The sequence below is a fragment of the Streptomyces sp. SID5464 genome, from assembly GCF_009862985.1.
GTDB classification, from domain to species: Bacteria; Actinomycetota; Actinomycetes; order Streptomycetales; family Streptomycetaceae; genus Streptomyces; species Streptomyces chartreusis_D.
Genome location: NZ_WWIQ01000002.1, coordinates 124,119 through 150,723 on the forward strand (window position 1 = coordinate 124,119; position 26,605 = coordinate 150,723).

28 protein-coding genes and 1 tRNA gene are annotated in these 26,605 nt (G+C 70.7%); 21 read left to right on the forward strand and 8 right to left on the reverse strand.

Annotation, left to right across the window (positions count from 1 at the left end; translation table 11 throughout):
* Positions 1-23: 23 nt before the first annotated feature.
* Positions 24-1,454 (reverse strand): tetratricopeptide repeat protein, encoded by a 1,431-nt coding sequence (locus GTY47_RS01895; RefSeq protein ID WP_029181173.1) that lies wholly within the window; start codon positions 1,452-1,454, stop codon positions 24-26.
* Between the two features lie 92 nt (positions 1,455-1,546).
* Between GTY47_RS01895 and GTY47_RS01900 the strand changes: the two genes are divergently transcribed.
* On the forward strand, positions 1,547-2,968 hold the full coding sequence (locus tag GTY47_RS01900; RefSeq protein WP_010039954.1) for an FAD-linked oxidase C-terminal domain-containing protein: 1,422 nt from the start codon (positions 1,547-1,549) through the stop codon (positions 2,966-2,968).
* A gap of 28 nt (positions 2,969-2,996) precedes the next feature.
* Here the strand turns inward: GTY47_RS01900 and GTY47_RS01905 are convergent, their stop codons facing one another.
* On the reverse strand, positions 2,997-3,407 hold the full coding sequence (locus GTY47_RS01905) for an SsgA family sporulation/cell division regulator (RefSeq protein WP_010039957.1): 411 nt from the start codon (positions 3,405-3,407) through the stop codon (positions 2,997-2,999).
* Between the two features lie 242 nt (positions 3,408-3,649).
* Here GTY47_RS01905 and GTY47_RS01910 point away from each other — a divergent pair, with 242 nt between their 5' ends.
* Entirely contained in the window at positions 3,650-5,377 is a 1,728-nt protein-coding gene (locus GTY47_RS01910) for an RDD family protein (protein ID WP_078602832.1), read from the forward strand.
* Between the two features lie 62 nt (positions 5,378-5,439).
* Positions 5,440-6,180: an RDD family protein gene (locus GTY47_RS01915; RefSeq protein WP_010039962.1), complete on the forward strand. Its 741-nt coding sequence runs from the start codon at positions 5,440-5,442 to the stop codon at positions 6,178-6,180.
* A 23-nt stretch (positions 6,181-6,203) separates the two neighbouring features.
* Here the strand turns inward: GTY47_RS01915 and GTY47_RS01920 are convergent, their stop codons facing one another.
* A complete protein-coding gene (locus tag GTY47_RS01920) occupies positions 6,204-6,476 on the reverse strand; it encodes a hypothetical protein (protein WP_173937290.1) in 273 nt (90 codons plus the stop codon).
* Between the two features lie 444 nt (positions 6,477-6,920).
* Here GTY47_RS01920 and GTY47_RS01925 point away from each other — a divergent pair, with 444 nt between their 5' ends.
* Positions 6,921-9,278: an immune inhibitor A domain-containing protein gene (locus GTY47_RS01925; protein WP_029181174.1), complete on the forward strand. Its 2,358-nt coding sequence runs from the start codon at positions 6,921-6,923 to the stop codon at positions 9,276-9,278.
* A 134-nt stretch (positions 9,279-9,412) separates the two neighbouring features.
* Positions 9,413-9,757 carry a hypothetical protein gene (locus tag GTY47_RS01930; protein ID WP_010039968.1) on the forward strand — a complete coding sequence of 115 codons (345 nt, stop codon included), beginning with the start codon at positions 9,413-9,415 and terminating at the stop codon, positions 9,755-9,757.
* Positions 9,758-9,780: 23 nt separating this feature from the next.
* Here GTY47_RS01930 and GTY47_RS01935 read toward each other — a convergent pair whose 3' ends face one another.
* Positions 9,781-10,371 (reverse strand): isochorismatase family protein, encoded by a 591-nt coding sequence (locus tag GTY47_RS01935; RefSeq protein WP_010039970.1) that lies wholly within the window; start codon positions 10,369-10,371, stop codon positions 9,781-9,783.
* Positions 10,372-10,484: 113 nt separating this feature from the next.
* Positions 10,485-11,831: a nicotinate phosphoribosyltransferase gene (locus tag GTY47_RS01940; protein ID WP_010039972.1), complete on the reverse strand. Its 1,347-nt coding sequence runs from the start codon at positions 11,829-11,831 to the stop codon at positions 10,485-10,487.
* Between the two features lie 97 nt (positions 11,832-11,928).
* On the opposite strand from GTY47_RS01940, the gene clpS reads away from it, so the two are divergent.
* From clpS to GTY47_RS01970, 7 genes are all read left to right on the forward strand, one after another.
* Positions 11,929-12,246, forward strand: a complete 318-nt coding sequence (gene clpS / locus GTY47_RS01945; protein ID WP_010039975.1) for an ATP-dependent Clp protease adapter ClpS — start codon at positions 11,929-11,931, stop codon at positions 12,244-12,246.
* A 32-nt stretch (positions 12,247-12,278) separates the two neighbouring features.
* Positions 12,279-12,887, forward strand: a complete 609-nt coding sequence (locus GTY47_RS01950; protein WP_010039977.1) for a DUF2017 domain-containing protein — start codon at positions 12,279-12,281, stop codon at positions 12,885-12,887.
* Between the two features lie 341 nt (positions 12,888-13,228).
* Entirely contained in the window at positions 13,229-14,653 is a 1,425-nt protein-coding gene (locus GTY47_RS01955) for an amino acid permease (protein ID WP_010039979.1), read from the forward strand.
* 135 nt (positions 14,654-14,788) lie between these two features.
* The gene (locus tag GTY47_RS01960; protein WP_010039980.1) at positions 14,789-15,211 is read left to right on the forward strand and encodes a M67 family metallopeptidase; all 423 of its coding nucleotides are present in this window, start codon (positions 14,789-14,791) and stop codon (positions 15,209-15,211) included.
* A 99-nt stretch (positions 15,212-15,310) separates the two neighbouring features.
* Entirely contained in the window at positions 15,311-15,406 is a 96-nt protein-coding gene (locus tag GTY47_RS41790) for a putative leader peptide (RefSeq protein WP_010039981.1), read from the forward strand.
* 114 nt (positions 15,407-15,520) lie between these two features.
* Complete coding sequence (locus GTY47_RS01965) at positions 15,521-15,799, forward strand: MoaD/ThiS family protein (RefSeq protein WP_010039982.1); 279 nt, start codon at positions 15,521-15,523, stop codon at positions 15,797-15,799.
* A 6-nt stretch (positions 15,800-15,805) separates the two neighbouring features.
* Positions 15,806-16,756 carry a cysteine synthase gene (locus GTY47_RS01970; RefSeq protein ID WP_010039983.1) on the forward strand — a complete coding sequence of 317 codons (951 nt, stop codon included), beginning with the start codon at positions 15,806-15,808 and terminating at the stop codon, positions 16,754-16,756.
* Between the two features lie 653 nt (positions 16,757-17,409).
* Here GTY47_RS01970 and GTY47_RS01975 read toward each other — a convergent pair.
* Positions 17,410-17,853, reverse strand: coding sequence for a type II toxin-antitoxin system PemK/MazF family toxin (locus tag GTY47_RS01975; RefSeq protein WP_010039986.1), 444 nt, complete (start codon positions 17,851-17,853; stop codon positions 17,410-17,412).
* Positions 17,854-18,065: 212 nt separating this feature from the next.
* Between GTY47_RS01975 and GTY47_RS01980 the strand changes: the two genes are divergently transcribed.
* A complete protein-coding gene (locus GTY47_RS01980; protein WP_010039988.1) occupies positions 18,066-18,818 on the forward strand; it encodes an MBL fold metallo-hydrolase in 753 nt (250 codons plus the stop codon).
* Positions 18,819-18,878: 60 nt separating this feature from the next.
* Here GTY47_RS01980 and GTY47_RS01985 read toward each other — a convergent pair whose 3' ends face one another.
* The gene (locus GTY47_RS01985) at positions 18,879-20,141 is read right to left on the reverse strand and encodes a PTS transporter subunit EIIC (protein ID WP_029181175.1); all 1,263 of its coding nucleotides are present in this window, start codon (positions 20,139-20,141) and stop codon (positions 18,879-18,881) included.
* Between the two features lie 306 nt (positions 20,142-20,447).
* On the opposite strand from GTY47_RS01985, the gene GTY47_RS01990 reads away from it, so the two are divergent.
* From GTY47_RS01990 to rdgB, 4 genes are all read left to right on the forward strand, one after another.
* Positions 20,448-20,681: a PTS glucose/sucrose transporter subunit IIB gene (locus GTY47_RS01990; protein ID WP_010039992.1), complete on the forward strand. Its 234-nt coding sequence runs from the start codon at positions 20,448-20,450 to the stop codon at positions 20,679-20,681.
* Between the two features lie 113 nt (positions 20,682-20,794).
* Positions 20,795-21,532 (forward strand): ribonuclease PH, encoded by a 738-nt coding sequence (rph, locus tag GTY47_RS01995; protein WP_010039995.1) that lies wholly within the window; start codon positions 20,795-20,797, stop codon positions 21,530-21,532.
* Between the two features lie 142 nt (positions 21,533-21,674).
* Entirely contained in the window at positions 21,675-22,073 is a 399-nt protein-coding gene (locus tag GTY47_RS02000; protein WP_010039997.1) for a hypothetical protein, read from the forward strand.
* A 147-nt stretch (positions 22,074-22,220) separates the two neighbouring features.
* Positions 22,221-22,823, forward strand: coding sequence for an RdgB/HAM1 family non-canonical purine NTP pyrophosphatase (rdgB, locus tag GTY47_RS02005; RefSeq protein WP_010039999.1), 603 nt, complete (start codon positions 22,221-22,223; stop codon positions 22,821-22,823).
* Between the two features lie 45 nt (positions 22,824-22,868).
* Here the strand turns inward: rdgB and GTY47_RS02010 are convergent.
* Positions 22,869-22,952: transfer RNA gene (locus GTY47_RS02010), tRNA-Leu, on the reverse strand.
* Between the two features lie 512 nt (positions 22,953-23,464).
* On the opposite strand from GTY47_RS02010, the gene GTY47_RS02015 reads away from it, so the two are divergent.
* The 4 genes from GTY47_RS02015 to GTY47_RS02030 all read left to right on the forward strand — a co-directional run bounded on the left by GTY47_RS02015 (position 23,465) and on the right by GTY47_RS02030 (position 26,600).
* The gene (locus tag GTY47_RS02015; protein WP_231911171.1) at positions 23,465-23,914 is read left to right on the forward strand and encodes a hypothetical protein; all 450 of its coding nucleotides are present in this window, start codon (positions 23,465-23,467) and stop codon (positions 23,912-23,914) included.
* 78 nt (positions 23,915-23,992) lie between these two features.
* Positions 23,993-25,276, forward strand: a complete 1,284-nt coding sequence (locus GTY47_RS02020) for a hypothetical protein (protein ID WP_010040001.1) — start codon at positions 23,993-23,995, stop codon at positions 25,274-25,276.
* Complete coding sequence (locus tag GTY47_RS02025; protein WP_010040003.1) at positions 25,276-25,872, forward strand: hypothetical protein; 597 nt, start codon at positions 25,276-25,278, stop codon at positions 25,870-25,872. Before GTY47_RS02020 ends, GTY47_RS02025 begins: the two co-directional genes overlap by 1 nt.
* The gene (locus GTY47_RS02030; RefSeq protein ID WP_029181177.1) at positions 25,869-26,600 is read left to right on the forward strand and encodes an ATP-binding cassette domain-containing protein; all 732 of its coding nucleotides are present in this window, start codon (positions 25,869-25,871) and stop codon (positions 26,598-26,600) included. Before GTY47_RS02025 ends, GTY47_RS02030 begins: the two co-directional genes overlap by 4 nt.
* Positions 26,601-26,605 lie beyond the last annotated feature (5 nt).

Below are 26,605 nucleotides of genomic sequence, written 5' to 3' on the forward strand. Positions count from 1 at the left end.
GTGTCACGGGGCACCCGCACGCCTCACTCCTCGTCCATCTCGGGCAGTTCCTCGTCCGGCGGTTCCCCCAGCGCCTCGGACGCCGCCCGAGCCGCCGGCGCGTGCAGCGGCGAGAAGTGCGGGTTGATGCGCAGCGCCTCCGCCAGGTGCCGCCGGGCCGCCCCGTACCGCTCCAGCTCACGCTCGATCATGCCGCGGTGGTAGGCGTACACGGCGCTGCGCACCCCGCCCCCGCCCTCACCGTCCGTCGCCCGCACCGCGTAGCGCAGCGCCTCCCCGGACCGCCCGGCCCGGTGCAGCGCCCAGCCCAGGGCGTCGGCGACCTCCGTACCCGGCTGGCGCTTCCACTCCGCCCGCAACCGCCGTACCGCGGACCGCGGATCACCGTGGTCGGCCTCGAACTGGCCGAGGACCAGCTCCTCGTCGGCCCCGCCCGCGGCGGCGCCGCGGACCCGCTCCCGCAGCAGGTCGTACTGCACCCGTGCCGCCTCCGGCATACCCAGCGACTCGTACAACTCGCCCAGCTCCAGGGCGTAACGCGGACACGGCTGCTTGGCCAGCGCCACCTGGTACGCGTTCAGCGCCTCCGTCGTCCGGCCCAGCCCGGCGAGCACCCTGCCCTGCCCGGCCTGCGCGGCCCGCTGGTCCGGGTCGAGGCGCACCGCCTCCCGGAAGTGCCGCAGCGCGTCCTCCAAGTCGCCGCGCTCCCACGCCAGCTGCCCGGCCCGCTCCAGGTAGGCCGCCCGCTCGGCCGGGGCCCGCGCGCCCGCCGCCGCGTCCGCCAGCGAGGCCGCCGCGTCCTCCCGCCAGCCCCGGTCCCGGTAGACGGCCGCGGCCCGCGCCAGCACGGCCGGACCGGAGCGCAGTTCCGTCAGCCGGTCCAGCGTCCGCTTCGCCGCCGCGTGCTCACCGAGCCCGGTGTAGGCGTCGATGAGCAGTGGGTACGTCGTCCACCGCCGGGGCTCCAGCTTCAGCGCCGCCTCGCCCCAGCGGCGCGCGGCGGGGAAGTCCCGGCGGGCGTTCGACAGGGCGGCCAGCCCGGCCAGGGCCCGGACGTTCCGCTCCGGCCGGACCGCGAGCGACGTCCGCAACGCCTTCTCCGCGCGCGGGTAGTACCCGGGGTCCGCGAGCCGCCGCCCCTGCTCCACGTAGGCCGCCCCGAGCACCGCCCAGGACGTCGCGTCCTTCGGACGGGTGCGCACCCGCTTCTCCCGCTCGTCGATCAGCTCCGCCAGATCGGGCAGCGCGGCCGGCACCCCGGCGCCGACCGCCGCCATGGCCAGCGCCCCCGGAGACGGCGGAGCGGGCTCGGCGGGCCGCCCCCACGGCAGCAGCACCAGCACCCCGCCGAGCACGGCACACCCCGCCACGGAGGCGATCAGCACCCGCCGCGCACGAACGCGGCGCCCCGGGCCGCTCTCCCGCCGCTCCGGACCCTCCTGCTGGTTCTCCATGGCGATCACTGTGCGTCAGTACGACGACCACACCCGGGCAGGTGAAGGGTGCCGCCGACGGGGTTCACACCGATGGCCCCGGGTGCGAACCTGTGATCATGAGCCGTATCGAAGCGCCCCGCTCCGACGACGCACACACCGCAGCGAGCGGTGACCTCGTCGACCTGCTGCTCGGCGGCCTCCCCGCCGAGGCGGTCCTCACCGACCCCGACGTCACGGCCTCCTACGCCCACGACATGGCGAGCTTCTGCCCGGCCGGCGCCCCGGCCGTGGTCGTCCTGCCCCGCACGGTCGAGCAGGTCCAGCACGTCATGCGCACCGCCACCGCCCTGCGCGTCCCGGTCGTCCCGCAGGGCGCCCGCACCGGACTGTCCGGCGCCGCCAACGCCTCCGACGGCTGCATCGTGCTCTCCCTGACCAAGATGGACCGGATCCTGGAGATCAACCCGGTCGACCGCATCGCCGTCGTCGAGCCCGGCGTGATCAACGCCGCCCTCTCCCGGGCCGTCGGCGAACACGGCCTGTACTACCCGCCGGACCCCTCCAGCTGGGAGATGTGCACCATCGGCGGCAACATCGGCACGGCCTCGGGCGGCCTGTGCTGCGTGAAGTACGGGGTCACCGCCGAGTACGTCCTCGGACTGGACGTGGTGCTGGCCGACGGGCGGCTCATGTCCACCGGCCGCCGCACCGCCAAGGGCGTCGCCGGGTACGACCTGACCCGGCTGTTCGTCGGCTCCGAGGGCTCGCTCGGCATCGTCGTACGGGCCGTGCTCGGCCTGCGCCCCAAGCCGCCCGAGCAGCTCGTGCTGGCCGCCGAGTTCGCCTCCGGGGCCGCCGCCTGCGACGCCGTGTGCCGCATCATGGAGGGCGGCCACGTCCCGTCACTCCTCGAACTCATGGACCGCACGACGGTCAAGGCCGTCAACGACCTGGCGCAGATGGGCCTCCCGGAGAGCACCGAGGCCCTGCTGCTCGCCGCCTTCGACACCACCGACCCGGCCGCCGACCTCGCCGCCGTCGGCGCGCTGTGCGAGGCCGCCGGCGCCACCCAGGTCGTACCGGCCGACGACGCGGCGGAGTCCGAACTGCTCCTCCAGGCGCGTCGGTTGTCGCTCACCGCGCTGGAGGCGGTCAAGGGCGTGACGATGATCGACGACGTGTGCGTGCCCCGCTCCCGCCTCGCCGAGATGCTCGACGGGGTCGACCGGATCGCCGAGAAGTACCAGCTCACCATCGGGGTCGTCGCCCATGCGGGCGACGGCAACACCCACCCGACGGTGTGCTTCGACCCGGCCGATCCCGACGAGTCCCGGCGCGCCCGCGAGTCCTTCGACGAGATCATGGCCCTCGGCCTGGAACTCGGCGGCACCATCACCGGCGAGCACGGCGTCGGCGTGCTGAAGAAGGAGTGGCTGGCGCGCGAGATCGGCCCCGTCGGGATGGAGATGCAGCGGGCCGTCAAGCAGGCCTTCGACCCGCTGAACCTCCTGAACCCGGGCAAGCTCTTCTGACGGACGCAGCGGACGGGCCTCGAAGGCCTCACTGGGCGAGCAGCTGGGCCAGCTCGTCGTCGAGACCGAGCTGCTCACCCTCCGTCCCCGGCGGGACCACCCGCAGCGTGCGCTCCAGCCAGGCCGACACCGGGGCCGCCGGGGCCTCCAGCAGGGCGTCCCCGTCGGGTGACCTCAGCGCCACCAGCACGACGGTGCGCCCCTCGGCCTTCGTCGGCCACACCCGCACGTCCCCCCGCCCGCACGGCCGGAACACGCCCTCCACCAGCAGGTCCCGGGCGAACGTCCAGTGCACGGGGTGCGCGGAGTCGATGTGGAAGGTGACGTGGACGGCGTACGGATCGTCGGTGACGTACCCGAGCCGGGCCGGCACCGGGATCCGGCGCTCCGGCGACAGGACGAGTTTCAGCTCCAGTTCGCGTTCCACCACGGTGCGCATGGCGGTGTTCCCCTCTCTGCAGGCTGCCCGCGAGGGCCGGTCGGGAGGAGAGAGCGCGCGGGCGCGGCGGCATTACGCGCGTTGCCGGAAGTTTTTTCGCAGGGGGAGGCGCGGGGCGTGCGACGCGTAGCACATCGGTGCTCGAAAGGGGTGGGTCCGGTGGGAGCGGCGGTGGGGGTTGCGCACGTCTGATAGATGTGGAGGCCCCCATTTGGCCCTCGAGCAGATACGGGACGACGGAGATGAGCGCCCCAACCCCGGCCCCCGGTGACGACAGGCCCCGCGAAGGTTATTACCCGGACCCGTCCATTCCTGGATATGTCCGGTACTGGAACGGTGCCTCCTGGGTGCCGGGCACCAGCCGTCCCGCACCCAAGGACGGCGAGACGCTCGCGCCGCCGCCCGGTGCGGGGGCGGAACAGCCCGGCGCCGCCTCCGCCTCCGGCGCCGCCTCCGCCTCGGTCGAGGAGACCGGCCCGCACTTCTTCGACGAGGACCCGGTCGACGAGCCGTCCCCTGCCGACGCCCAGCACGGCAGCCGTCCCGAACCCGCGTCGGCGTGGGGCGCCGACCGCTCCCGCCAGTCCGGCTTCGGCGGCGACCAGGACCGCCGCGTCTCGTGGGGCGCACAGCAGGCCGCGCAGGGCGCGGACCCGAGGGTGCCGCACGCCGACCGGCAGCCGGCCGGGGAGCCCGCCGCCGACGGCACGGCCGATGTCCCTCCCGCGGACCAGGAGGCGGACGCCGCGGCCGCCGGCAGCACGTTCGTCTTCCGCCGCCCGACGGGGAAGGCCGGAGGAGGCGCCACCGCCGATGCCCCCGACGAGGGCACGATGACGTTCCGCGCGGTGTCGCCGCGTCAGGGCCCGGCCGCTTCCGCGGGCTCGGGCGGTTCGGGCAGTGGCCCGGCGGGGTCCGGGTTCGGTGGGCAGGGCGGGCCGGGCGGATCCGGCGGCAACCCGCCAGGATCGGGTTTCGGCTCTCAGGGAGCAGCGGCCGGCTTCGGGGCGCCGGGCTCGGCGGGGTCCGGTTTCGGGGCCCAGGCCGGCCCGGGCGGCAGCCCGGCGGGACCCGCGTTCGGCGCGCAGGGCGGCGCGGCCGCCTCCGGTGACGCCTCGCACCGCCCCGGCTTCGGTGCCGGGAAGGCCGCCGCCGCCCGGGCCGCCGCACAGGCCGGCGCCGGCGCCCAGGCCTCCGCGGCCGCCCCGACGGCGCTGTCCGGGCCCCAGGCGGCGCCCACCGTCCCCCCGCAGTCCGGCGGCCCCCAGCCCGCGCAGTCCGGCGGCCCCCAGCCCGCGCAGTCCGGCGGCCCCCAGCCCGGCCCAGCCGCCTCCGCCACGCCGCTCAGCGCCGGCTCCGGAGGCGGCCAGTCCTCCTGGGCGCAGCAGGTGCACCGGCTCGCCGGAGCGGGCGGCGACGAGCAGCCCGTCGCGCCCTGGAAGCCGCCGACCGAGGACGTGTTCCAGGCGGCCGCCCGGCGCCAGGCGTCGGCCCGCCCCGCGGGGCTCGGCAAGCGGCTGGCCGCCCGGCTGCTGGACACCCTCGTCCTCGCCGGCGTCACCGCCGGGGCCGCCGTACCGCTCGGCATCAAGGCGATCGACCACGTCAACGAGAAGATCGACGCGGCCAAACTCTCCGGCGAGACCGTCACGGTCTGGCTGCTCGACGGCACCACGTCGGTGTACCTCGGCATCGTCCTGGCCGTCCTGCTGCTCGTCGGCGTCGTCTCCGAGGTGCTGCCCACCGCCAAGTGGGGCCGCACCCTCGGAAAGAAGCTGATGGGTCTCGAAGTGCGGGACATCGAAGGCCACGACGCCCCGGAGTTCGGCGCGGCGCTGCGGCGCTGGGTGGTCTACAGCGTGCCCGGACTCCTCGTCGTCGGGATCGTCGGCATCGCCTGGTGCCTCTTCGACAAGCCGTGGCGCCAGTGCTGGCACGACAAGGTCGCGCACACGTTCGTGGCCGGCTGAGCCGTACCTCGGACGGCCGTCTGCCGGATGCGGAGCCGGGGGGTTCGCGGTCGACTCGGGCCATGAGCAGTGAACCGCCCCCCGGCTCCGGTCAGCAGCCCCCGGAAGACGATCCGCTCAAGAAGCGGCCCCCGGGCGAGCAGCCCGGCGAGGGCGCGGGCTCGCCCTACGACCCGCGATACCCGGGCGGCGGCCCCGGCGATGTCCCTCCCGGCGGCGGCCGGGGCGGTGGCCCCTACGGCGGTCCTCCCGGCGGCGGCCAGGGCGGTGGCCCTTATGGCGGTCCTCCCGGCGGCGGCCCTTACGGCGGTTCCCCCTACGGCGGCGGCTCCTACCCCACCGACCCCCTCGCCGGCATGCCCCCGCTCGCCGACGGCGTCAAGCGCGCGCTCGCCCGCATCATCGACGTGATCCTGGTGGGTGCCGTCGTCGTGCTGCTCACCTGGGGCTTCGGCGTCAACGAGTACGACGTGGACAGCGACCGCATCGAGGCCGGCAAGTCCTTCTGGCAGTCGGCGGTCGCCACCGTCCTCTACATCGCCTACGACACCTTCCTCACCGCGCGGACCGGCCAGACCCTCGGCAAGAAACTGCTGCACCTGCGCGTGGCCAACCTCGACAACGGCGCCACGCCCTCCGTGCAGAACGCGTTGATGCGCGCGGCGGTGCTGTGGATCCCGTGCTTCTTCTGCTGCTTCTGCGTCTGGCTCGTGATCTCGGGCGGTTGGATCCTCTTCGACCGGCCCTACCGGCAGGGCCCGCACGACAAGGCGGCCAAAACGGTCGTGGTCAGTACCAACTGAGGCCCGGACGCATCACACAGCCGTCAGGAGACCGCCCGCTCCCGCACCGGCTCCGGGGCCGGTGCGGCGACCGATGCCCGCACGGGTTCCTCGGGCGCGGGCTGTTCCACCGCGGCCGGGCGCTTCCCGGGCAGCGGCACCGTCATGGCGACCAGCAGCCCGAGGGCGAGCGCCGCGACGGCGATGATCGCGATCCCCACGCCCGAACTCGTCTGTGACAGCAGCAGCATGGCGAGGGTCGAGAGGATCACGGTGCAGGAACCGTAGGCGAGCTGTGCGGCGGTCGGACGGGGCATGGCCATCATGTCCTCGAAAGTGGGGGTCCACGGGGGTGTCGGCCTGGCGTTCCGCCGGCTTCCGGGCGTTCTGCCAAGCGACATTCTCATCGGCAGGGTGCCCGAGTGGAACGAACGGTAAGCGTGACCTAATCAACAGGGCCGGAGCACAGGGGGCGCACGGAGTCATGGCGTCCAGGTAGTGGACATATGCGCGCGCCCACCGGACGGTGGCACGTGCCTGCCGGACGTCGGCGGGTGCCTGCCGGGCACCCGAACGGTTGTCCGCAAAACGAACATGGACTCCGCATAGTGCACTTGACCTGTCCAAGTCAAGATCTGTCTTTTCTTCTAAACCTCTAGTCAAATGTCGTCACTTGACTACACGCGTTGATCACGCGCGCGCGGACTCCGTTCACACCAGACCTCTTCCTCCGCGCGCACGAACGCGGGGGAGGAACTCAAGTGACCAGTAGACCCTGGACGTTCAGAGCGGCAGCCATAGGCGTGGCGCTCGCGGCGGCCACGGCCACCGTCTCCGTGTACGGCGTGGCCCAGGCCGACGACACCTCCGCTCCCAGGTCCACCACCGTGGACCGGCACGACCCGGCGGATCGTCACCACGGCGAGCACGACCTCGAAGGCCCGCTGAGCAAGACCCAGGAGGCTCAGCGCCAGGAGGCCCTGAAGCAGGTCATATCCGGCAAGTCCACGGTGAAGAACCGTGACGGCTCGAAGGTCGTCCAGCTCAAGAGCAAGAAGGGCGACAGCAAGTACGTCGAGCTCGGCCGCGAGAAGACCGACAAGATCTTCACCATCCTGGTCGAGTTCGGCGACCAGATCAGCGAGTTCGGCGGCACGCCCGGCCCGCTGCACAACCAGATAGCCAAGCCGGACCGCACGAAGGACAACTCCACGGCCTGGCGCGCGGACTACGACCAGAAGTACTTCGAGGACCTCTACTTCGGCACCGGCAAGAACGCCGAGTCGGTGAAGAAGTACTACGAGAAGCAGTCCTCCGGCCGCTACTCGGTCGAGGGCGAGGTCTCCGACTGGGTCAAGGTCCCCTACAACGAGGCCCGTTACGGCAACAACGCCTGCGGTGACACCAACTGCCCGAGCGTGTGGAACGTCGTCAGCGACGGTCTGAACGCGTGGGTCTCCCAGCAGAAGGCGGCTGGGAAGACCGACGCCGAGATCAAGGCGGACGTCAAGCAGTACGACCAGTGGGACCGCTACGACTTCGACGGCGACGGCGACTTCAACGAGTCCGACGGCTACATCGACCACTTCCAGGTCGTGCACGCCGGTGAGGACGAGTCCGCGGGCGGCGGCGCCCAGGGCGAGGACGCGATCTGGGCCCACCGCTGGTACGCCTTCGGCACCGACGCCGGCGCCACCGGCCCGGAGAACAACAAGCTGGGCGGCGCGAAGATCGGCGACACCGGCATCTGGGTCGGCGACTACACCGTCCAGCCGGAGAACGGCGGACTCGGCGTCTACGCCCACGAGTACGGCCACGACCTCGGCCTGCCGGACCACTACGACACCAGCGGCGGCGGCGACAACTCCACCGGCTTTTGGACCCTGATGTCCTCCGGCTCCTGGCTCGGCACCGGCAAGAACGAGATCGGTGACCTGCCCGGCGACATGACCGCCTGGGACAAGCTCCAGCTGGGGTGGCTCAAGTACGACACCGCGAAGGCCGCGACCAACTCGTGGCACAAGCTGGGCGTCGCCGAGTACAACACGAAGCACAAGCAGGGCCTCGTGGTCGAGCTGCCCAAGAAGAAGGTCACCACCGAGATCGTGCAGCCCGCGCAGGGCACCAACCAGTGGTGGAGCGGCAGCGGCGACAACCTCAAGAACACGCTGGCCCGTTCGGTCGACCTCACCGGCAAGAAGTCGGCGTCCCTGACGCTCGACGGCTGGTACGACATCGAGGCCAACTACGACTACCTCTACACCGAGGTGTCGACCGACGGCGGCGCCAACTGGACCCCGCTCGACGGCACGGTGGACGGCCAGCCGCTCCCGCGTGACGGCAGCGACAAGCCGGTCCTGACCGGCACGTCCGGCGCGTACAGGAAGCTGGCGTTCCCGCTGGACGCCTACGCGGGCAAGAAGATCGACCTGCGCTTCCGCTACCAGACCGACGGCGGCGTGGCCCAGAAGGGCTTCACGGCCGACCGCATCACGGTGACCGCCGACGGCGCCGCGGTCTTCTCCGACGACGCCGAGTCCGCGGACCCGGCCTGGAAGGCGAACGGCTTCTCCCGCATGGGCGCGTCCTTCACCAAGGACTACGCGCAGTACTACATCGCGGAGAACCGCCAGTACGTGTCGTACGACAAGACCCTCAAGGTCGGCCCGTACAACTTCGGCTTCTCCAAGACCCGTCCGGACTGGGTGGAGCACTACCCGTACCAGAACGGTCTGTTGATCTGGAAGTGGGACACCTCCCAGCAGGACAACAACACCAGCGTCCACCCGGGCACGGGTCTGCTGCTGCCGGTCGACTCGCACCCGAAGGCGCTGAAGTGGACCGACGGCACGCTGATGCGCAACCGCATCCAGGCCTACGACTCGCCGTTCAGCCTGTACCGCACGGACGGCATCACGCTGCACAACGCGGACGTCGCCACGAGCATCCCGTCGTCGAAGGGGGTGTCGGTCTTCAACGACCGAGTGAACACCTACTACGACGAGGCGAACAAGACCGGCGGCGTCAAGATCACTGACACCAATACCAAGATCAAGATCATCAAGGAGGCCAAGGACGGCTCGACGATCGAGCTCGAAGTAGGCCCCGCGGCGAAGTAGATCGCGTTTTCGCAGGTCAGAGCATGATCGGCGGCGACCCCCTGGCGGGTCGCCGCCGATCCGTGTTTAGGTGCGTCCTGTGGTTCTCTTATTGACACCGACCGACGCACCGACCGACACGGGGGTATGACCGCATGGCCGCAGGAGGCTTCTGCAAGCTGCCGAACGGCACCGTGGTGGTGGCGCTGAACCTGCCCAGTCCCGCCGCCGACGGCCCCGGATCCGTCCGCGTGCTCGTCCACGCGGCGAACCGTGCCCGAGCCCTGACCAGGCTCCGCAACCTGGGCCTGCGCGCGGTCTACCTGCGCGGCAACGCCGCCCCGCCGTCCCCCGACGAGATCACGGCCGTCCTGCACCACCCCGACGGCCTCATATGGCGCACGGCCCCTGACAACGGTGTCGTGACCGGCCCCGACCTCGCCCTGGAACTGTGGCGCCCGATCAGAGCCCTCCTGCGGCGCCCGACAGCCCAGACCTGACCCTCAGGGCCGGGCCTGTCGGGTCACTGGACGACCGGCTTGCCCGACAGCTCCACGCCCGCCTCGCGGAGCTCCTCCAGGGCCCGCTCGGTGGTTTCCTGGGCCACGCCCGCCGTGAGGTCGAGGAGGACGTGCGTGCGGAAGCCCTCCTTCGCGGCGTCCAGGGCCGTGGCGCGTACGCAGTGGTCCGTGGCGATGCCGACCACGTCCACCTCGGTGACCTCGCGGGAGCGGAGCCAGTCGGCCAGGGGCGTGCCGTTCTCGTCCGTGCCCTCGAAGCCGCTGTACGCCGCCGCGTACGCGCCCTTGTCGAAGACGGCGTCGACGGAGCCGGACGCGACGGCGGGGGCGAAGTTCGGGTGGAAGCCGACGCCCTCCGTGCCGGCGACGCAGTGCGCGGGCCAGGAGCGGACGTAGTCGGGGTTGGTGGAGAAGTGGCCGCCGGGGGCGATGTGGTGATCGCGGGTGGCCACGACGTGCTGGTAGCCGGACCCGGCGGCCTGCCCGATCAGCTCGGTGACGGCGGCGGCCACATCGGCACCGCCGGCCACCGCGAGGCTGCCCCCCTCGCAGAAGTCGTTCTGCACGTCTACGACGATCAAGGCGCGGCGCATGGTCGGTGTCCTTCGGCTATGAGGTCGGCAAGCCCGGCCGGTGAACTTCCGAGCCTATTGACATGGGGGAGGAGACGGGAGGGGGCACGGCTCGGCGCATCGCGGCACATCCCCTAGCTACCCGAGGCGCCGTGCGCGTACTCCGTCGGAATGACGGGCTCCCCGCGCGAGAGCTGCGTGGCCGACATCGGGAGCCCCGCACGCGCCGCCGCGTGCCGGTCCCGCGCCGCGTCCAGCGGCTCACGGGCGACCACCTCGCCGCCCTTGACCAGCTCCACGAGCAGCTGCCGGTCCGCGAGCTCCGTCGGCACCGGCCCGGTGCCGACCACCTCGGCCTCGGCGACCCCGTAGGAGTCCAGCCGCCGCGCGGCCCACTTGCGCCCGCCCACGGACGTCTTGCCCCCGCTCGACTTCTTCGCCACCGGCACCAGCGGAGCGTTCGGCTCCGCGGACTCGGCCCGCGCGACCAGCTTGTAGACCATCGAGGACGTCGGGTGCCCGGACCCGGTCACCAGCTGCGTACCGACGCCGTACGCGTCCACGGGCGCCGCCGCCAGCGAGGCGATCGCGTACTCGTCCAGGTCCGAGGTCACGATGATCTTCGTGTCGGTCGCGCCCAGCTCGTCCAGCTGCTGCCGCACCCGGTGCGCCACCAGCAGCAGATCGCCGGAGTCGATCCGCACCGCTCCGAGCCCGGGCCCGGCGACCTCCACGGCCGTACGGACCGCCTCGGCGACGTCGTACGTGTCCACCAGCAGCGTCGTGCCCCGCCCGAGCGTGTTCACCTGGGCCTGGAAGGCGTCCCGCTCGCTGTCGTGCAGCAGGGTGAAGGCGTGGGCGGAGGTGCCGACGGTGGGGATGCCGTAGCGGAACCCGGCGGCCAGGTCCGAGGTGGTCGCGAAGCCGCCCACGTACGCGGCCCGGGACGCCGCCACCGCCGCCAGCTCGTGCGTGCGCCGGGCGCCCATCTCGATCAGCGGCCGGTCCCCGGCGGCCGACGACATGCGCGAGGCGGCCGCGGCGATCGCCGAGTCGTGGTTGAGGATCGACAGGATCACGGTCTCCAGCAGCACGCACTCGGCGAAGGTGCCCTCGACCCGCATGATCGGCGAGCCCGGGAAGTACACCTCGCCCTCGGGGTAGCCCCAGATGTCCCCGCTGAAGCGGTAGCCGGCGAGCCATGCGAGGGTCTCCTCGCCGACGATCTCGCGCTCGCGCAGGAAGTCGAGCACGCCCGCGTCGAAACGGAAGTTCTCCACCGCGTCCAGGACCCGCCCGGTGCCCGCCACGACTCCGTAGCGGCGCCCGTTCGGCAGGCGCCGGGTGAAGACCTCGAACACGCTCCGCCGCTCGGCCGTGCCCGCCTCCAGGGCGGCCCGCAGCATCGTCAGCTCGTACTGGTCCGTGAAGAGCGCCGTCGAGGGAACATCCACCGGCAGCCCAAGGTCCGCTGTGTTCATGACGAGGATGGTACCCCCATTTCGTCAGTCTGACGATTTTCATCAAGGCCCCCGGCTTCCAGGCCCGTTTGTGCGACTACCCCCCTCGGGTGGCAGCATGGGCAGTGTGACGTCACCCGCGCCCCTGGAGATCGAACGCACCGAGTCGGCGGAGGAGGTCTTCGCCGTACCCGAGCCGGACGTCCCCTGGGTCACCATCGTGCACAACGACCCGGTCAACCTCATGAGCTATGTGACGTACGTCTTCCAGACGTACTTCGGCTACTCCAAGGACAAGGCCACCAAGCTCATGCTCGACGTCCACCACAAGGGCCGGGCGGTCGTCTCCAGCGGCAGCCGCGAGGAGATGGAACGCGACGTGCAGGCCATGCACGGCTACGGCCTGTGGGCCACCCTCCAGCAGGACCGCAAGTAGCCAGCTCCCCGCCCAGCAGCGAAAAGGCGTTCATGCCCGGAACCTTCGAACCGCTTCCCGGCGGCGGCGCGGCCGTCGCCCTCGACGACGTCGAGATCTCCATCATCCGGTCGCTGGCCGTCCAGCTCCTGGAGCTCATCGGCCCCGGCCCCGCCGAGGACGCCCCCGGCGACCCGCTCGCCGAGCTGTTCGCGGAGGGCCCGAGCGAGCCGCCCGCCGACCCGGTGCTCAGGCGCCTGTTCCCGGACGCCTACAGCGACCCCGAGCAGCCCGCCTCGCCCCGGGACGCCGAGGAGCAGCGGGCGTACTCCGCCGAGTTCCGCCGCTACACCGAGAACGACCTGCGGGCCGGCAAGCGGGACAACGCCCTCGCCGTGATCCGGTCCCTGGACGCGCTCTCCTCGGCCTCGGCCGGCGAGGGCGGCGCGGTGCTGAAGCTGTCGGTGGAGGAGTCCCAGCAGTGGCTGTCGGCCCTGAACGACCTGCGGCTCGCGATCGGCTCGCGGCTGGAGATCACCGAGGAGGAGGACACCGACCTCCTCTACCGCCTCCCGGACGAGGACCCGCGCAAGCCGATGGTGATGGCCTACCTCTGGCTGGGTGGACTCCAGGAGACGCTGGTCGGAACCCTTATGCCCTGATCCGTGCAGGTTCCGTGACCGCCGGGTGACCGATCGGTGTTCGCTCAGAGGACACTCAAATCCGGATAACGATCGCGTCACTGTGCCCGTCTTCTATGCCGCCTTGGGCTGCGCTTTGTCCGGTTTTCCCTGTGCGGTGCGTCACAATCCACCCAGGTGATCAGTGTTGCGGCCGTGATAAATCTTCACGACCGCCCGGCCGACACCACCCGAATGTCCGGCCGGGTGCGCCACCGAGCCGACAACCGTCGGCCAGGCACCGCTCCATCATTCCGGGGGGATCGAGACCCGATCCGAGGCCGACGAAGGTCCGGGTCGGCATGGAGAAAGGCGCACCACACATGACCTCTGCGCAGGTCGACACGGACAACGTCTCCGAAGAGGGGTACGAGCGCGGACTCGGCAGTCGCCAGGTCCAGATGATCGCGATCGGCGGCGCCATCGGCGTCGGTCTGTTCATGGGTGCCGGAGCGAACATCGCCAAGGCCGGCCCCAGCATCATCCTCATGTACGCCCTCGCGGGCGTCGTCATCTTCTTCATCATGCGGGCCCTGGGCGAGCTGCTCCTGTACCGCCCCGTCTCCGGCTCCTTCGCCGAGTACGCCCGCGAGTTCCTCGGCCCGTTCTTCGGGTTCGTCACGGGCTGGACGTACTGGCTCATGTGGGTGGTCACCGGCATGGCCGAGCTCACGGCCGCCGCGATCTACATCCACTTCTGGTTCCCGGAGATCCCGCAGTGGGTCAGCGCCCTGGTGTTCCTGGTGGTGCTCTTCGGCGTCAACCTGATCTCCGTCAAGATCTTCGGCGAGGTCGAGTTCTGGTTCTCGATGATCAAGGTCACGGCCATCATCGGCATGATCGTCATCGGTCTCGGCGTGCTCACCCTCGGCTTCTCCGACGCCGGTGACACCGCCACCGTCTCCAACCTCTGGTCGCACGACGGCTTCTTCCCGAACGGCATCGGCTCCAGCCTGATGACGCTCCAGGGCGTCATGTTCGCCTACCTCGCCGTCGAGCTCGTCGGTGTCACCGCGGGCGAGTCCGAGAACCCCGAGAAGACCCTGCCCAAGGCCATCAACACCCTGCCCTGGCGCATCATCGTCTTCTACGTCGGCGCCCTGCTGGTGATCCTCTCCGTCGTCAAGTGGACCGAGTTCTCCGCCGGCGAGAGCCCGTTCGTCCACGCGTTCGGCGAGATCGGCATCCCGCTCGCCGCGGGCATCGTCAACTTCGTGGTGCTCACCGCGGCCCTGTCGTCCTGCAACTCGGGCATGTACTCGACCGGCCGGATGCTGCGCGACCTGGCCGCCAACAGCGAGGCCCCGCAGGCTTTCGGCAAGCTCAACGCCCGCAAGACGCCCGCCGTCGGCATCACGGTCTCCGTGGCGCTCATGGGCATCGGCGTCGTCCTGAACTACGTCGTCCCGGAGAAGGCGTTCCTCTACGTCACCTCCGTCGCCACCGCGGCCGGCATCTGGACCTGGATGATGATCCTCGTCAGCCACATCCGCTACCGCGCCGCGGTCGACGCGGGCCGGCTGCGCGCCTCGTCCTTCCCCGCTCCCGGCGGTGCGCTCTTCAGCTGGGTCGCGCTGCTCTTCCTCGTCGGCGTGACCTGCATGATCGCGTACGACAAGGACGCGCGGGTCTGCCTGTACGTCGCGGCCGGCTGGGCCGTCGCCCTGGGCATCGGCTGGGCGGTCCTCAAGAGCCGCAACCCGCAGATCGCCGAGCGCCGCGACCCGGAGTTCGAGAAGGTCGGCTGACCAACCCGCGAGGACGTCCCGCCGCGGGGAGTACTCGTGGCACTCCCCGGCGGCTGCCGCTCAGGGCGTCCGGCATGTGGGCCGTTCCGTACCATCCATCGGTACGGAACGGCCCTTCTGCTTATCCTGACGAACATGCTGACCATCACCCAGGCCCTCGTCGACCAGATCGTCGCCCACGCGCGCAAGGACCACCCCGACGAGGCGTGCGGCGTGATCGCGGGCCCCGCGGGCTCGGACCGCCCCGAGCGCTTCATCCCGATGCTGAACGCGGCCATGTCGCCCACGTTCTACGAGTTCGACTCCGGCGACCTGCTCAAGCTCTACCGCGAGATGGACGACCGTGACGAGGAGCCGGTGGTGATCTACCACTCCCACACGGCGACCGAGGCCTACCCCTCCCGCACCGACATCTCGTACGCGAACGAGCCCGGCGCGCACTACGTCCTCGTCTCCACGGCCGACACCGACGGGGCCGGCGAGTTCCAGTTCCGCTCCTTCCGGATCGTGGAGGGCGAGGTCACGGAGGAGGAGGTCGAGATCGTCGAGGCGTACTGAGCGGGGCCTGAACAGTGCGGTCTCACTCCCCGGCCCGAAAACGTCCGCGATGTGGGATCACATTCCAGGACCCGGACCGGGAATCGATACGATGACCGCATGGTTTTCCACGACGTGAGCGACAAGACGCCGGGCCTGCTGCTCGTTGCGCGGCTGCACGTCGACCTGTGCAGGCTCGCCAGCGCCATCTGTTGACGCCGATCCCTGCCGCCGTACGGCCGTGAGCCGCGGCGCTGCACACACGCACCACCCCGCTGTTCTTGCGCTGCCGCGCGCCCGACTGACTACTCCCGACAGGAGCCCTGAGCCATGGCCATCGAGGTCCGCATCCCGACCATCCTCCGCCAGTACACCGACGGTCAGAAGGCGGTGGAGGGCAGCGGTGACACCCTCGCCGAGCTGTTCGCCGACCTCGAGACGCGGCACGCCGGCATCCAGGCCCGCATCGTGGACGGCGACCAGCTGCGCCGTTTCGTCAACGTCTACCTGAACGACGAGGACGTGCGCTTCCTCGACGGCATCAAGACCAAGCTGACGGACGGCGACAACGTCACGATCCTGCCGGCCGTAGCCGGCGGCATGGTCTGATCACCGATGCGATACGACTCACCCCTGGCCGCGGTCGGCAACACCCCCCTGGTGCGCCTGCCGCGGCTGTCGCCGTCCGCCGAGGTCCGTGTCTGGGCGAAGCTGGAGGACCGCAACCCGACCGGGTCGGTCAAGGACCGCCCGGCCCTGCACATGATCGAGCAGGCGGAGAAGGACGGCCGCCTGACCCCGGGTTGCACCATCCTGGAGCCGACCAGCGGCAACACCGGCATCTCCCTGGCCATGGCGGCGAAGCTCAAGGGCTACCGCATCGTGTGCGTGATGCCGGAGAACACCTCCCAGGAACGCCGGGACCTGCTGGCCATGTGGGGCGCCGAGATCATCTCCTCCCCGGCGGCCGGCGGCTCCAACACCGCCGTGCGCGTCGCCAAGGAACTCTCGGCCGAGCACCCGGACTGGGTGATGCTCTACCAGTACGGCAACCCGGACAACGCGGGCGCCCACTACGCGACGACGGGCCCCGAGATCCTCGCGGACCTGCCCTCCGTCACGCACTTCGTGGCGGGCCTCGGCACCACCGGCACGCTCATGGGCGTGGGCCGCTACCTGCGCGAGCACAAGCCGGACATCCAGATCGTCGCCGCCGAACCGCGCTACGACGACCTGGTCTACGGCCTGCGCAACCTCGACGAGGGCTTCGTCCCCGAGCTGTACGACGCGTCGGTCCTCACCAGCCGCTTCTCGGTCGGCTCGGCGGACGCGGTCACCCGCACCCGCGAGCTGCTCCAGCAGGAGGGCATCTTCGCCGGCGTCTCCACGGGCGCCGCGCTGCACGCCGCGCTCGGCGTCGGCAAGAAGGCCGTGAAGGCCGGTGAGCCGGCCGACATCGTCTTCGTCGTCGCCGACGGCGGCTGGAAGTACCTGTCGACGGGCGTCTACACGGCGGCCACGACGGAGGAGGCCATCGAGACGCTCCAGGGCCAGCTCTGGGCGTAACCCGACGCCGAACACCGTGAAGGGCCGGAGCGAGCTCCGGCCCTTCACGTTTCCCACCGGCGCCTCCGGCCAGGTCTGGCCCGGTCCCGGCGCGGTGGGGCGGCCGCCCGGGCGTGGTTCGGTTTCCGGTCCGGCCCGGTGGCGAGTTCGTTTCCAGCGGCTGCCGGGCGCGTTTCGGTCCTCGGCCCGGTCCGGTTGCGGGCTGCCCGGAGGTAGTCGGCCGGGCACGCCGGTGCCGCAGGGCGGTCACGCTGCCGCGCTGGTGCTGCACTTGCTCCTCCTCAGCCGCGGCGAGGCCGGCCGCCGAGGGCCGGCCGAAGCCACTGCCCGGCCCTCGGCGCGGGCCGCCGGACCGGCTGCGGGCTGTCACGCTTGGCCGTCCCGGTCGGTCGTCGCGCCGGCCGATCCGCGGGCCGATCCGCCCGGCTCGCGCGTCGGGCCGGCGCATCGGGCTGTCGCGAGGCCGTCCCGTTCGGCTTTCGCCCGGCTGGTCCGCCCTGCTCGTGCGTCCAGTCCATCCGTCCGCCCCCGCCCGGCCGAGCCGCCCGGCCCGTGCACCGATCCGTCCGGCCCGCGAACCCGGCCGACGTCCGGCCCCCGGGCTGGGCCAGCCGCGGGTCTCCGTGCGGGCGTCGCACGGTGCGTCCCGGCTCTCAGCCGGTCAGGTATCGCACCTGGTCCCAAAGGGCCGGGTCCACCACGCCGATGCGTCGGCGGAAGCCCCACACCGGGACCTCCCGCAGTTCGTCCGTCTCCAGGAAGCTCGCGCGGCCCTGGGCGTCGCCGACCGAGCCCGGGGGGAGGGGGATCACGCCGGTGCGCCCGTGGCGGAACCGGGTGGTGATCTTCGCGACCGTCGCCCGCTCCCCGCGCACCGCAAGCACCAGGCACGGCCGGTCCTTCGTGCGCGCCTCGTCCTCGTAGGGGACGTCCGCCCACCAGATCTCCGCCGGCTGCGGCAGCCCCGCCACCGCGGCGGTCCGCGCCGCCGTCCGGCCCCGCCGCGCCGACGACCGCCGACCCCAGCCGTCGACGAGCGTGGCGACGAGCGCGAGCAGTACCACCGCGGCGAGCGCCAGCCACCAGGACGTGTCCATACTGAGACGTTACCGGCGCCATCCCCTCCCCCGCGCCCTTCTCACGAGGATCACACCCGGCGCTGCCAGCCGAACCGGTGACACCACAGGTGAGTTCGCCCACAACAGCCCTTGGCGGAGGAGCGACCGGAGGTTTTGCGCCTTACGCTCGACGCACCGCACGACCCCCGACGCCCCTCTCAGACATTCCCGCCAGCGGAGGTTTCTGCTTCATGAAGCTCACCGTCGTCGGCTGCTCGGGGTCGTTCCCGTCCGCGGAATCGGCCTGCTCGAGCTACCTCGTCGAGGCCGACGGCTTCCGGCTGCTTCTCGACATGGGCAACGGTGCCCTGGGCGAGTTGCAGCGCCACTGCGGTCTCTACGACCTCGACGCGATCTTCCTCAGCCATCTGCACGCCGACCACTGCATCGACATGTGCGCGTACTTCGTCGCGCGCTACTACCGCCACGACGGCGGCCGCTGTGATCCGCTGCCCGTCTTCGGACCGGAAGGCACGGAACACCGGCTGACCACCGCCTACGCCGACACCCCCTCCGCCTCCTCCATGAGCGAGGTCTTCGACTTCCACACGGTCAAGCCGTCCACCTTCGAGATCGGCCCGTTCACGGTGCACACCGAGCGGGTGGCCCACCCCGTGGAGGCGTACGGCATCCGCGTCGAACACGACGGCAAGGTCCTGACGTACTCCGGCGACACCGGCGTGAGCCCCGCCCTGGACGAACTCGCCCGGGACGCCGACCTGTTCCTGTGTGAGGCGGCGTTCACGCACGGCAAGGAGAACATCCCCGACCTGCACCTCAACGGCCGCGAGGCGGGCGAGACGGCGGCCCGGGCAGGTGCCCGGCGTCTGGTCCTCACCCACATCCCGCCGTGGACGGACCCGCAGGCCAACCTCGCCGACGCCCGCGCGGTCTACGACGGTCCGGTGGACCTGGCGGCGCCCCGGCAGACGTACGAGATCTGAGCACCCGAGCACGACGAGGCCCCGGAACCGAAGCGGTTCCGGGGCCTTCACCGTGTGCGGCTACTTCGCCTCCGCCTTCTGGAGCTCGGCGAGTTCCTCGTCGGACTCGCGGCCCGGCGTCGGCAGGTTGAACTTGGTGATCGCGAAGCGGAAGACCACGTAGTAGACCGCCGCGAAGCACAGGCCCACCAGGGCCAGCCCCCATGGGTTGGTCGCGATGCCCAGGTTCAGGAAGAAGTCCACAGCGCCGGCCGAGAAGCCGAAGCCGTCCTTCATCCCCAGGGCCCAGGTCAGCGCCATCGAGACACCGGTCAGCACGGCGTGGATCGCGTACAGCACCGGGGCGATGAACATGAAGGTGAACTCGATCGGCTCCGTGACGCCCGTGACGAACGAGGTCAGCGCGAGGGAGAACATCATGCCGCCGACGACCTTGCGGCGCTCGGGCCGGGCGCAGTGCACGATCGCCAGGCAGGCGGCCGGCAGGGCGAACATCATGATCGGGAAGAAGCCGGTCATGAACTGTCCGGCGCTCGGGTCGCCCGCCAGGAACCGGGCGATGTCGCCGCTCTTGCCCTCGTAGGTGCCGGCCTGGAACCAGGGGAAGGAGTTCAGCAGGTGGTGCATGCCGATCGGGATCAACGCACGGTTTGCGACACCGAAGATGCCCGCGCCGACGGCCCCGGAGCCCACCAGCCACTCACCGAAGTTGTGCAGGGCCGTACCGAGGACCGGCCAGATGTAGCCGAAGACGATGCCGATGACCAGGCCCGCGAAGGCGGACAGGATCGGGACCAGGCGGCGGCCGCCGAAGAAGCCCGCCCAGTCGGGCAGCTTGGTGCGGTAGAAGCGCTGGTAGAGCAGGGCCACCACGAGGCCCATGACGACACCGCCGAGCACCTTGGCGTCGACGGGCGCGTCCGTCATGACGACCTTGCCGTCGACCGCCGTCGCCACCTTGGGCAGGTTGGCGTCGGTGAACGTGGCCAGCACGTTCTTGAAGACCAGGTAGCCGACGACGGCGGCGAGAGCGGTCGAGCCGTCCGACTTCTTCGCGAAGCCGATCGCGATGCCCACGGCGAACAGCAGCGGCATGTTGTCGAGGATCGCGTTGCCGCCCGCGGTCATGAAGCCCGCGATCTTGGTGATGAACTCCGGGAACGACTCCCGCCCCAGCATGTCGGTGTTGCCGAGGCGGACCAGGAGGGCGGCGGCCGGCAGCACGGCGACGGGCAGCATGAGGCTGCGGCCGATACGCTGCAGGACCGCCATCACCGCAGACCCCTTCTTCGGGCTCGCGGGCGCGGCTGTGGCTGTGGACATGAACTTCCTCCATGGGGCACGGCGCCGCCCAGGAAGAGTTCGACGGGGGACGGCGGCGTCTCAAAAGGGGAACGCGGTCTCCACCGCGCGACCTCCACCAGTGAGTGGTGTAGACCAGTTGTAGCACGGTAGGCCGAACGAGTGGAACCCGTCTTTGTCGAGAGGCAGGCTCGTGGTGTAGACCAGTCGAACGGACGGTCGCACACTGACGTGACACCATCGTTCGGCACCACGACATCGCCGCTCGCACAGTCGGGCCGGCTGTGGGTTACTGCGACAAAGCGGTTCGGATCAGGGAGAACGAACATGGCCACCAAGGCTGAGAAGATCGTTGCCGGGCTCGGCGGCATCGACAACATCGAAGAGGTCGAGGGCTGCATCACCCGCCTGCGGACCGAGGTCGTGGACCCCGCCAAGGTCGACGAGACCGCCCTGAAGGCCGCCGGCGCCCACGGCGTCGTCAAGATGGGCAGCGCGATCCAGGTCGTCATCGGCACCGACGCCGACCCCATCGCCGCGGAGATCGAAGACATGATGTGAAGCGCGGGGATCGTCCCGGGCTTCACCCCCTGACCGGCCCCCGGGGTCGGTTGCGAGGGCCCCTCCCCACCGCGGGAGGGGCTCCTTCCGCATGTACGGATAGGCTCGGCGGCATGTCTCGAATCGACGGCCGCACCCCCCAGCAACTCCGCCCGATCACCATCGAACGCGGCTGGAGCAAGCACGCCGAAGGCTCCGTCCTCGTTTCCTTCGGCGACACCAGGGTCTTCTGCACCGCCTCCGTCACGGAAGGCGTCCCGCGCTGGCGCAAGGGCAGCGGTGAAGGCTGGGTCACCGCCGAGTACTCCATGCTGCCCCGCTCCACCAACACCCGCGGCGACCGCGAGTCCGTCAAGGGACGCATCGGCGGCCGCACCCACGAGATCAGCCGCCTCATCGGCCGTTCGCTCCGCGCCGTCATCGACTACAAGGCACTCGGCGAGAACACCATCGTCCTCGACTGCGACGTCCTCCAGGCCGACGGCGGCACGCGCACGGCGGCCATCACCGGCGCCTACGTGGCCCTGGCGGACGCCGTCGCCTGGGCACAGCGCAAGAAGCTCATCAAGGCCGGCCGCCAGCCCCTGACCGGCACCGTCAGCGCCGTCTCCGTCGGCATCGTCGGCGGCGTCCCCCTCCTCGACCTCTGCTACGAGGAGGACGTCAAGGCCGACACCGACATGAACGTCGTCTGCACCGGCGACGGCCGCTTCGTCGAGGTCCAGGGCACCGCCGAGGCCGAACCCTTCGCCCGTGACGAACTCAACGCCCTCCTCGACCTCGCCGTCGCCGGCTGCACGGAACTCGCCGCCCACCAGCGCGCGGCGCTTGATACCGTCCTCCAAAAGTAAAGGGCGCACCAAGACAGGTGCTCGGCACGGGCAACCGTGCCGAGCACGCCCGCGTCTGAAGGAGTACGGGCGCACGGCTCATCCCTGTGCGTCCGGCCAGCCGCACGGGCCGCCCGGCCCGACCGACGAGAGGGACCGTTCCATGGCCGCGAGCCGCCGACGTCGCACCGCAGCCGTCGCCGCCACCCTGGCGGCCGTCGCGCTGACCGCCGGACTCACCACCGGCTGCGCCGCCGTGGACAAGGCGCTGGACTGCGTCCAGACCGCCGACGCCATCGCCGACAGCGTCACGGAACTCCAGCAGGCCGTGGACAACGCCGCGAACGACCCGACGCAGCTCGACGAGTCCCTCGACTCCATCGACAAGAACCTGGACAAGATCGGCGACAAGACCGACAACGCGGACGTCAACAAGGCCGTCGACGACCTCAACCAGGCTGTCGGCAACGTCCGTACGGCGGTCAAGAACGGCGACGAGACGCCCGACATCAGCCCGGTCACGGACGCGGCGGGCGAACTGACCAAGGTCTGCACGCCGTAACGCCGCGCTGGGCCGGGCTACTCGTCTGCCGGGTTCCGGTGGTGGCCGGCTGCGGGTGCGTCGTGGCTGATCGCGCAGTTCCCCGCGCCCCTTGGGCGATGTTCCCCGGCGCTTCGAGTGACCTGGCCCGCTCGCTACTGTGTGGCCATGAGTCGCCTGATCCTCGCCACCCGTAACGCCGGGAAGATCACCGAACTTCGCGCCATCCTCGCCGAAGCCGGGCTGCCCCACGAACTCGTCGGGGCCGACGCCTACCCGGACATCCCCGACGTCAAGGAAACGGGCGTCACCTTCGCGGAGAACGCGCTGCTGAAGGCCCACGCCCTGGCCCGGGCGACGGGGCTCCCGGCCGTCGCCGACGACTCCGGCCTCTGTGTCGACGTCCTGAACGGCGCCCCGGGCATCTTCTCCGCCCGCTGGTCGGGCCGGCACGGCGACGACAAGGCCAACCTGGACCTGCTCCTCGCCCAGCTCTCCGACATCGCCGACGACCACCGCGGCGCCCACTTCGCCTGCGCGGCGGCCCTCGCCCTGCCCGACGGCACGGAGCGCGTGGTCGAGGGGCAGCTACGGGGGGTGCTGCGCCGCGAGCCGACCGGCACCGGCGGCTTCGGCTACGACCCGATCCTCCAGCCGGAGGGCGAGACCCGCACCTGCGCGGAACTGACCCCGCAGGAGAAGAACGCCATCAGTCACCGGGGGAAGGCGTTCCGGGCGTTGGTGCCGGTGGTTCGGGAGCTGCTGGGCTGAGGGACCAAGGGAGGGGCCGCCCGAGCGGGGCGGCCCCTCTTTGCGTGCGGCGGAAGGGATTCGAACCCTCAAGCCCGGTCAGGGGCCACAGGACCTAAACCTGCTGCGTCGCCGTTGCGCCACCGCCGCCAGCCGCCTGTCATCGTACCGGGAGCCGCTCGCCGGCTCCGGCGTCCCCGTTGATGTGATCGACCGCCATGCCACGCCATGCCACGCCCTGCGGTAACTGTCCTTCTCCGATGGGCAGTTGGAGGAGCCGGACGCATACCAGTAGCTGAAAGCTCTTTCAAGGAGGGTCGGCTGAAATGCTTCGGTCGCTGTCGCCGGAGGTGGTGCGGCAGGAGGTCTGGGCCGTCTGCCACGGTCGCTCTCCCGCGAAGATTCGCCCGCTCGTCGAGCGGGCCGTCGCCACCCGCGTGGCCTGGAGTTCCTTCGCGACCGCAGTGCCCGGCCACCCGGATCACCGCATCCGTGCAGGTCGTTCATACCCTTCACCTGGCCGGCTCGGGTCGGCGCTGAGAGGCACGAGATTTTTACGTCACATTGACTGAAAGATCATCTGTTCGATAGCTTCCACGCCTCGCCTGATGTGGACAGGCCTCGTGGGGGGCCGCATCGGGCGGGAGATTCGGAGTTCCCGCATGTCGGGCAGATCCTCCAAGCGCGTATCCGCCGTGGTCGCGATGGCGTCAGCCTTCACCCTCGCGCTGTCCTCGGGTGCCTGGGCCAACTGGTCGAGCAGCATCAACTCGTGGACGGACGGTGGCGGCGCCAACGGGCAGTCCCGCTACTGGGCGGACGAGAGCTACACGGAGATCATTTTCAAGGGTTGCACCGTGCAGGGCGGCAGCAAGACCACCGGGGTCGAGCTGTGGGACTACGACGCGCTGTCGGCCAACGACTTCTACGGTGAGAAGACCTTCACCAACTGCTTCAACGGCACGACCTACGCGAGCCGGGGCGAGTACAACGGCCTGCCGCAGGAGTCGGACTACTTCTTCCAGCTCGACAACGTCGGCGGCGGAAGCAACGCGTGCTGCCTGCTGTGGGCGACCTATGCGGGAGTCGACACCACTCTCGCCGATTCCTGATCAGTGTTCTGCAGCGTGGTGCCTCGCCGACGGCGAGGCACCACGCCCCCTTTTCGGACCGCTCCAGGAAGCCAAGAAGTGAAACCCCTCACACTCATCAGGTCCAGCAGCGCGCTGCGGGTCGCGCCTGTCGCCCTGCTTCTCGTGTTCGCCTACTACGCCACCGATCTCGGTGACGACCTCCGCATCGATCCGCTGGGCTACTCCGCCACCGTGGTCGACGCGGTGCTGCGCAACCTGCTGCCCGTGGCCTTCGCGGTCGCCTCGGGCCTCGCCGCCTGGGAGGCGCGGAAGCTGGGAGCCTCCGGAATCTGGAGGCTGGGGGCGGTGCGATCGCGCTACACCATCGCCGCACAGCACCTGTCGCCCGTCGTCGCGCTGGCCTGGTCGCTCCTCATCCTCCCCACGCTGTGCGCCCTCGTCCAGGAGCAGGTCGCGCCCGACGTGCCCGGCCTCACGCTGCTGGCCTTCGCACTGGTGCTCTGCGTCGCCCACGGCATCGTCGGATTCGCCGTCGGAGCCACCGTTCGGCACATCGCCGTAGTGCCGATCATCGCGGTCACCGACTTCCTGGCCGTCGGCTGGTCCACGGGACTGGAGACACCGTGGCCCCGGCACCTCACCGGCCTCTTCGCCGGAAAGATGATGTTCGGCGAACTGCCCACCGCCGCCGCCCTCGCGGCTCCCCTCCTGCTCGCCGTCGGGTCCGCCGTCGCCATGGCTCTGCTCTGGGCACCTGTTTCCCGCTGGCTGCGCGGAGCCGTCGCGGGAGCACTCGTCATCGCCTGCGCGTTCGGATCGTTCTCCTTGGTCAGCGACTGGAGCTACATAGGCCCCCGGAGCACCGGGCACGGCGCGATCGCCTGTGCCGGACAGTCCCCCCGCATCTGTGTGCCCGAGGCGCGCGCCGAACACATCTCCGCTCTCACCGAGGAGGCGGAGGCGACGCTGGAATCCCTGCGTCGAGCCGGTCTGCCCGCCGAACCGACGACCATCAAGGACACCTCTCTCAACCTGCGGTATCCCGAGCCGTCCACGAAGGACGACTGGACCGTCCCACTCGGGGTCGGCGAGGCGACCGGCACCGTCCGCTACCAGGTCGCCCGCGAAGTGGTGCATTTCGAATGCGCCCCTCCCGCCACCGGCCCCGCCCGCCTCGTGTACTACTGGGTGTCCTCCAAAGTCGGGCAGGCGGACACCTACTTGAGACGGCTCAGCTCCGAACCCGATTTCACCCCTCAGGAACGCAGCCGTATCCAGGACGGGGTGGCGAAGGTCCTGCGGTTGAGCGAGGCCCGGCAAATGGACTGGTACGAGACGACCGTGGCGGAGGCCTGCCAGGAAGACGGGACGACAACGTGATGTGGTGGCTGCGCGCCCGCCGCGCCCACACCCGGCTGCCCCTGGGTTTCCTGATGTTCGCGCTGCTGGCGGCGACCGTTCAGGACACCCCCCTCTTCCTGCCCTCCATCTGGTCCGGCGGCTCCGAGCTCGTGCAGGCCGCCACACTCGTCCCGCTCGTGCTGACCTCGGTCCTCTTCGACTGTCTGCACACCCGGCTGGACGCCGCCGAGAACACCGGAATCCGGCCCGTCAGGTTTTTCGACGTCCTGCTCGCGCTCGGCGTGGTGGCCCTCGCAAGTGCCGTGGGTGAACTGATCGCCATGATCACCGGAGCCGCATCCGCCGAGACACTGGGCCGCAACACGGCCTTCCTCGCCGGCCTCACCCTGCTGTGCGGGGCTCTCTTCGGGAGATCCGCAATCCTCGTTCCCGCACTGTGGCCGCTGCTCGGCGTGCTCTTCGGCATGAGAGCACCCGGCGACGCCTACCCGTGGACCGTACTCCTCGAACCGCCCGACACCTGGTACGCCTCCACGGGAGCCCTCTTGATGCTCACCGTCGGCGTCGGTGCCCACCTCCTTCCACCGAACCGCTTCGCACGGAGAGCCGCATGACGCTTGTTCTCGATTCCTGCACCTTCGCCTACGGCCGACGGCGGGCTGCCGTGCTGAAGGACTTCACCTACCGCCTTCCGGACGGGCTGACCATCCTGCTCGGACCGAACGGGGCCGGGAAGTCCACGATGCTGCAGCTGGCCGCTGCCGTCACCACGCCCCAGCGGGGAACCGTGACGTGGGACGGACTCGACGCGAGGAGCAAGGACTACCGGCGGACGGTGGCCTGGATGCCGCAGAACATCACCCCCCTGCCCTCGCTCACGGCACGCGAGTACGTCGCTTACGTGGGCTGGCTGAAGGGAATGAGCAGGGGCGATGCCTGGGCCAGCGCTCCTCGGGCGCTGTCCCGCGTCGAGATGTCGAAGCACGCCGCCACCCGCACCGGCCGGCTCTCGGGCGGCCAGCTGAGGCGCGTGGGTGTGGCCTGCGCCCTGGTCCACGACGCACGGGTGCTCCTCCTGGACGAACCCACGGCCGGCATGGACCCACGTCAGCGACGGGTCTTCCGCGATCTCCTCGCCTCGGTCAAGGGCGAGGTCCGCATCCTGCTGTCCACGCACGACGTGACCGACCTCGCCGAAGAGGCCGATCACGTGTCCGTCCTGGTGGGCGGACGTCTCGTGCAGAGCGGTTCGACCAGCGAGTTCCTCGCCCACACCCCGCCCGGCACGGCGCAGGGCCGGGCTGCCGAAGGGGCCTATACGACCCTGCTCGAGTCGGCCTGACCCGC

Excerpts from the sequence above, each read along its gene's own strand:
- GTY47_RS02000 (WP_010039997.1), top strand. The coding sequence starts at position 21,675 with ATGGCCGCGAGCCGCCGACGTCGCACCGCAGCCGTCGCCGCCACCCTG.
- GTY47_RS01980 (WP_010039988.1), top strand. The coding sequence starts at position 18,066 with ATGAAGCTCACCGTCGTCGGCTGCTCGGGGTCGTTCCCGTCCGCGGAA.
- GTY47_RS01920 (WP_173937290.1), bottom strand. The coding sequence starts at position 6,476 with ATGCCCCGTCCGACCGCCGCACAGCTCGCCTACGGTTCCTGCACCGTG.
- GTY47_RS01940 (WP_010039972.1), bottom strand. The coding sequence starts at position 11,831 with ATGAACACAGCGGACCTTGGGCTGCCGGTGGATGTTCCCTCGACGGCG.
- GTY47_RS01895 (WP_029181173.1), bottom strand. The coding sequence starts at position 1,454 with ATGGAGAACCAGCAGGAGGGTCCGGAGCGGCGGGAGAGCGGCCCGGGG.
- rph (WP_010039995.1), top strand. The coding sequence starts at position 20,795 with ATGTCTCGAATCGACGGCCGCACCCCCCAGCAACTCCGCCCGATCACC.
- GTY47_RS41790 (WP_010039981.1), top strand. The coding sequence starts at position 15,311 with ATGGTTTTCCACGACGTGAGCGACAAGACGCCGGGCCTGCTGCTCGTT.
- GTY47_RS02015 (WP_231911171.1), top strand. The coding sequence starts at position 23,465 with ATGTCGGGCAGATCCTCCAAGCGCGTATCCGCCGTGGTCGCGATGGCG.
- GTY47_RS01965 (WP_010039982.1), top strand. The coding sequence starts at position 15,521 with ATGGCCATCGAGGTCCGCATCCCGACCATCCTCCGCCAGTACACCGAC.
- GTY47_RS01955 (WP_010039979.1), top strand. The coding sequence starts at position 13,229 with ATGACCTCTGCGCAGGTCGACACGGACAACGTCTCCGAAGAGGGGTAC.
- GTY47_RS01930 (WP_010039968.1), top strand. The coding sequence starts at position 9,413 with ATGGCCGCAGGAGGCTTCTGCAAGCTGCCGAACGGCACCGTGGTGGTG.
- GTY47_RS02030 (WP_029181177.1), top strand. The coding sequence starts at position 25,869 with ATGACGCTTGTTCTCGATTCCTGCACCTTCGCCTACGGCCGACGGCGG.
- GTY47_RS01935 (WP_010039970.1), bottom strand. The coding sequence starts at position 10,371 with ATGCGCCGCGCCTTGATCGTCGTAGACGTGCAGAACGACTTCTGCGAG.
- GTY47_RS01990 (WP_010039992.1), top strand. The coding sequence starts at position 20,448 with ATGGCCACCAAGGCTGAGAAGATCGTTGCCGGGCTCGGCGGCATCGAC.
- GTY47_RS01905 (WP_010039957.1), bottom strand. The coding sequence starts at position 3,407 with ATGCGCACCGTGGTGGAACGCGAACTGGAGCTGAAACTCGTCCTGTCG.
- GTY47_RS01960 (WP_010039980.1), top strand. The coding sequence starts at position 14,789 with ATGCTGACCATCACCCAGGCCCTCGTCGACCAGATCGTCGCCCACGCG.
- GTY47_RS02025 (WP_010040003.1), top strand. The coding sequence starts at position 25,276 with ATGTGGTGGCTGCGCGCCCGCCGCGCCCACACCCGGCTGCCCCTGGGT.
- clpS (WP_010039975.1), top strand. The coding sequence starts at position 11,929 with ATGGGCAGTGTGACGTCACCCGCGCCCCTGGAGATCGAACGCACCGAG.
- GTY47_RS01915 (WP_010039962.1), top strand. The coding sequence starts at position 5,440 with ATGAGCAGTGAACCGCCCCCCGGCTCCGGTCAGCAGCCCCCGGAAGAC.
- GTY47_RS01910 (WP_078602832.1), top strand. The coding sequence starts at position 3,650 with ATGAGCGCCCCAACCCCGGCCCCCGGTGACGACAGGCCCCGCGAAGGT.
- GTY47_RS01970 (WP_010039983.1), top strand. The coding sequence starts at position 15,806 with ATGCGATACGACTCACCCCTGGCCGCGGTCGGCAACACCCCCCTGGTG.
- rdgB (WP_010039999.1), top strand. The coding sequence starts at position 22,221 with ATGAGTCGCCTGATCCTCGCCACCCGTAACGCCGGGAAGATCACCGAA.
- GTY47_RS01950 (WP_010039977.1), top strand. The coding sequence starts at position 12,279 with ATGCCCGGAACCTTCGAACCGCTTCCCGGCGGCGGCGCGGCCGTCGCC.
- GTY47_RS01985 (WP_029181175.1), bottom strand. The coding sequence starts at position 20,141 with ATGTCCACAGCCACAGCCGCGCCCGCGAGCCCGAAGAAGGGGTCTGCG.
- GTY47_RS01975 (WP_010039986.1), bottom strand. The coding sequence starts at position 17,853 with ATGGACACGTCCTGGTGGCTGGCGCTCGCCGCGGTGGTACTGCTCGCG.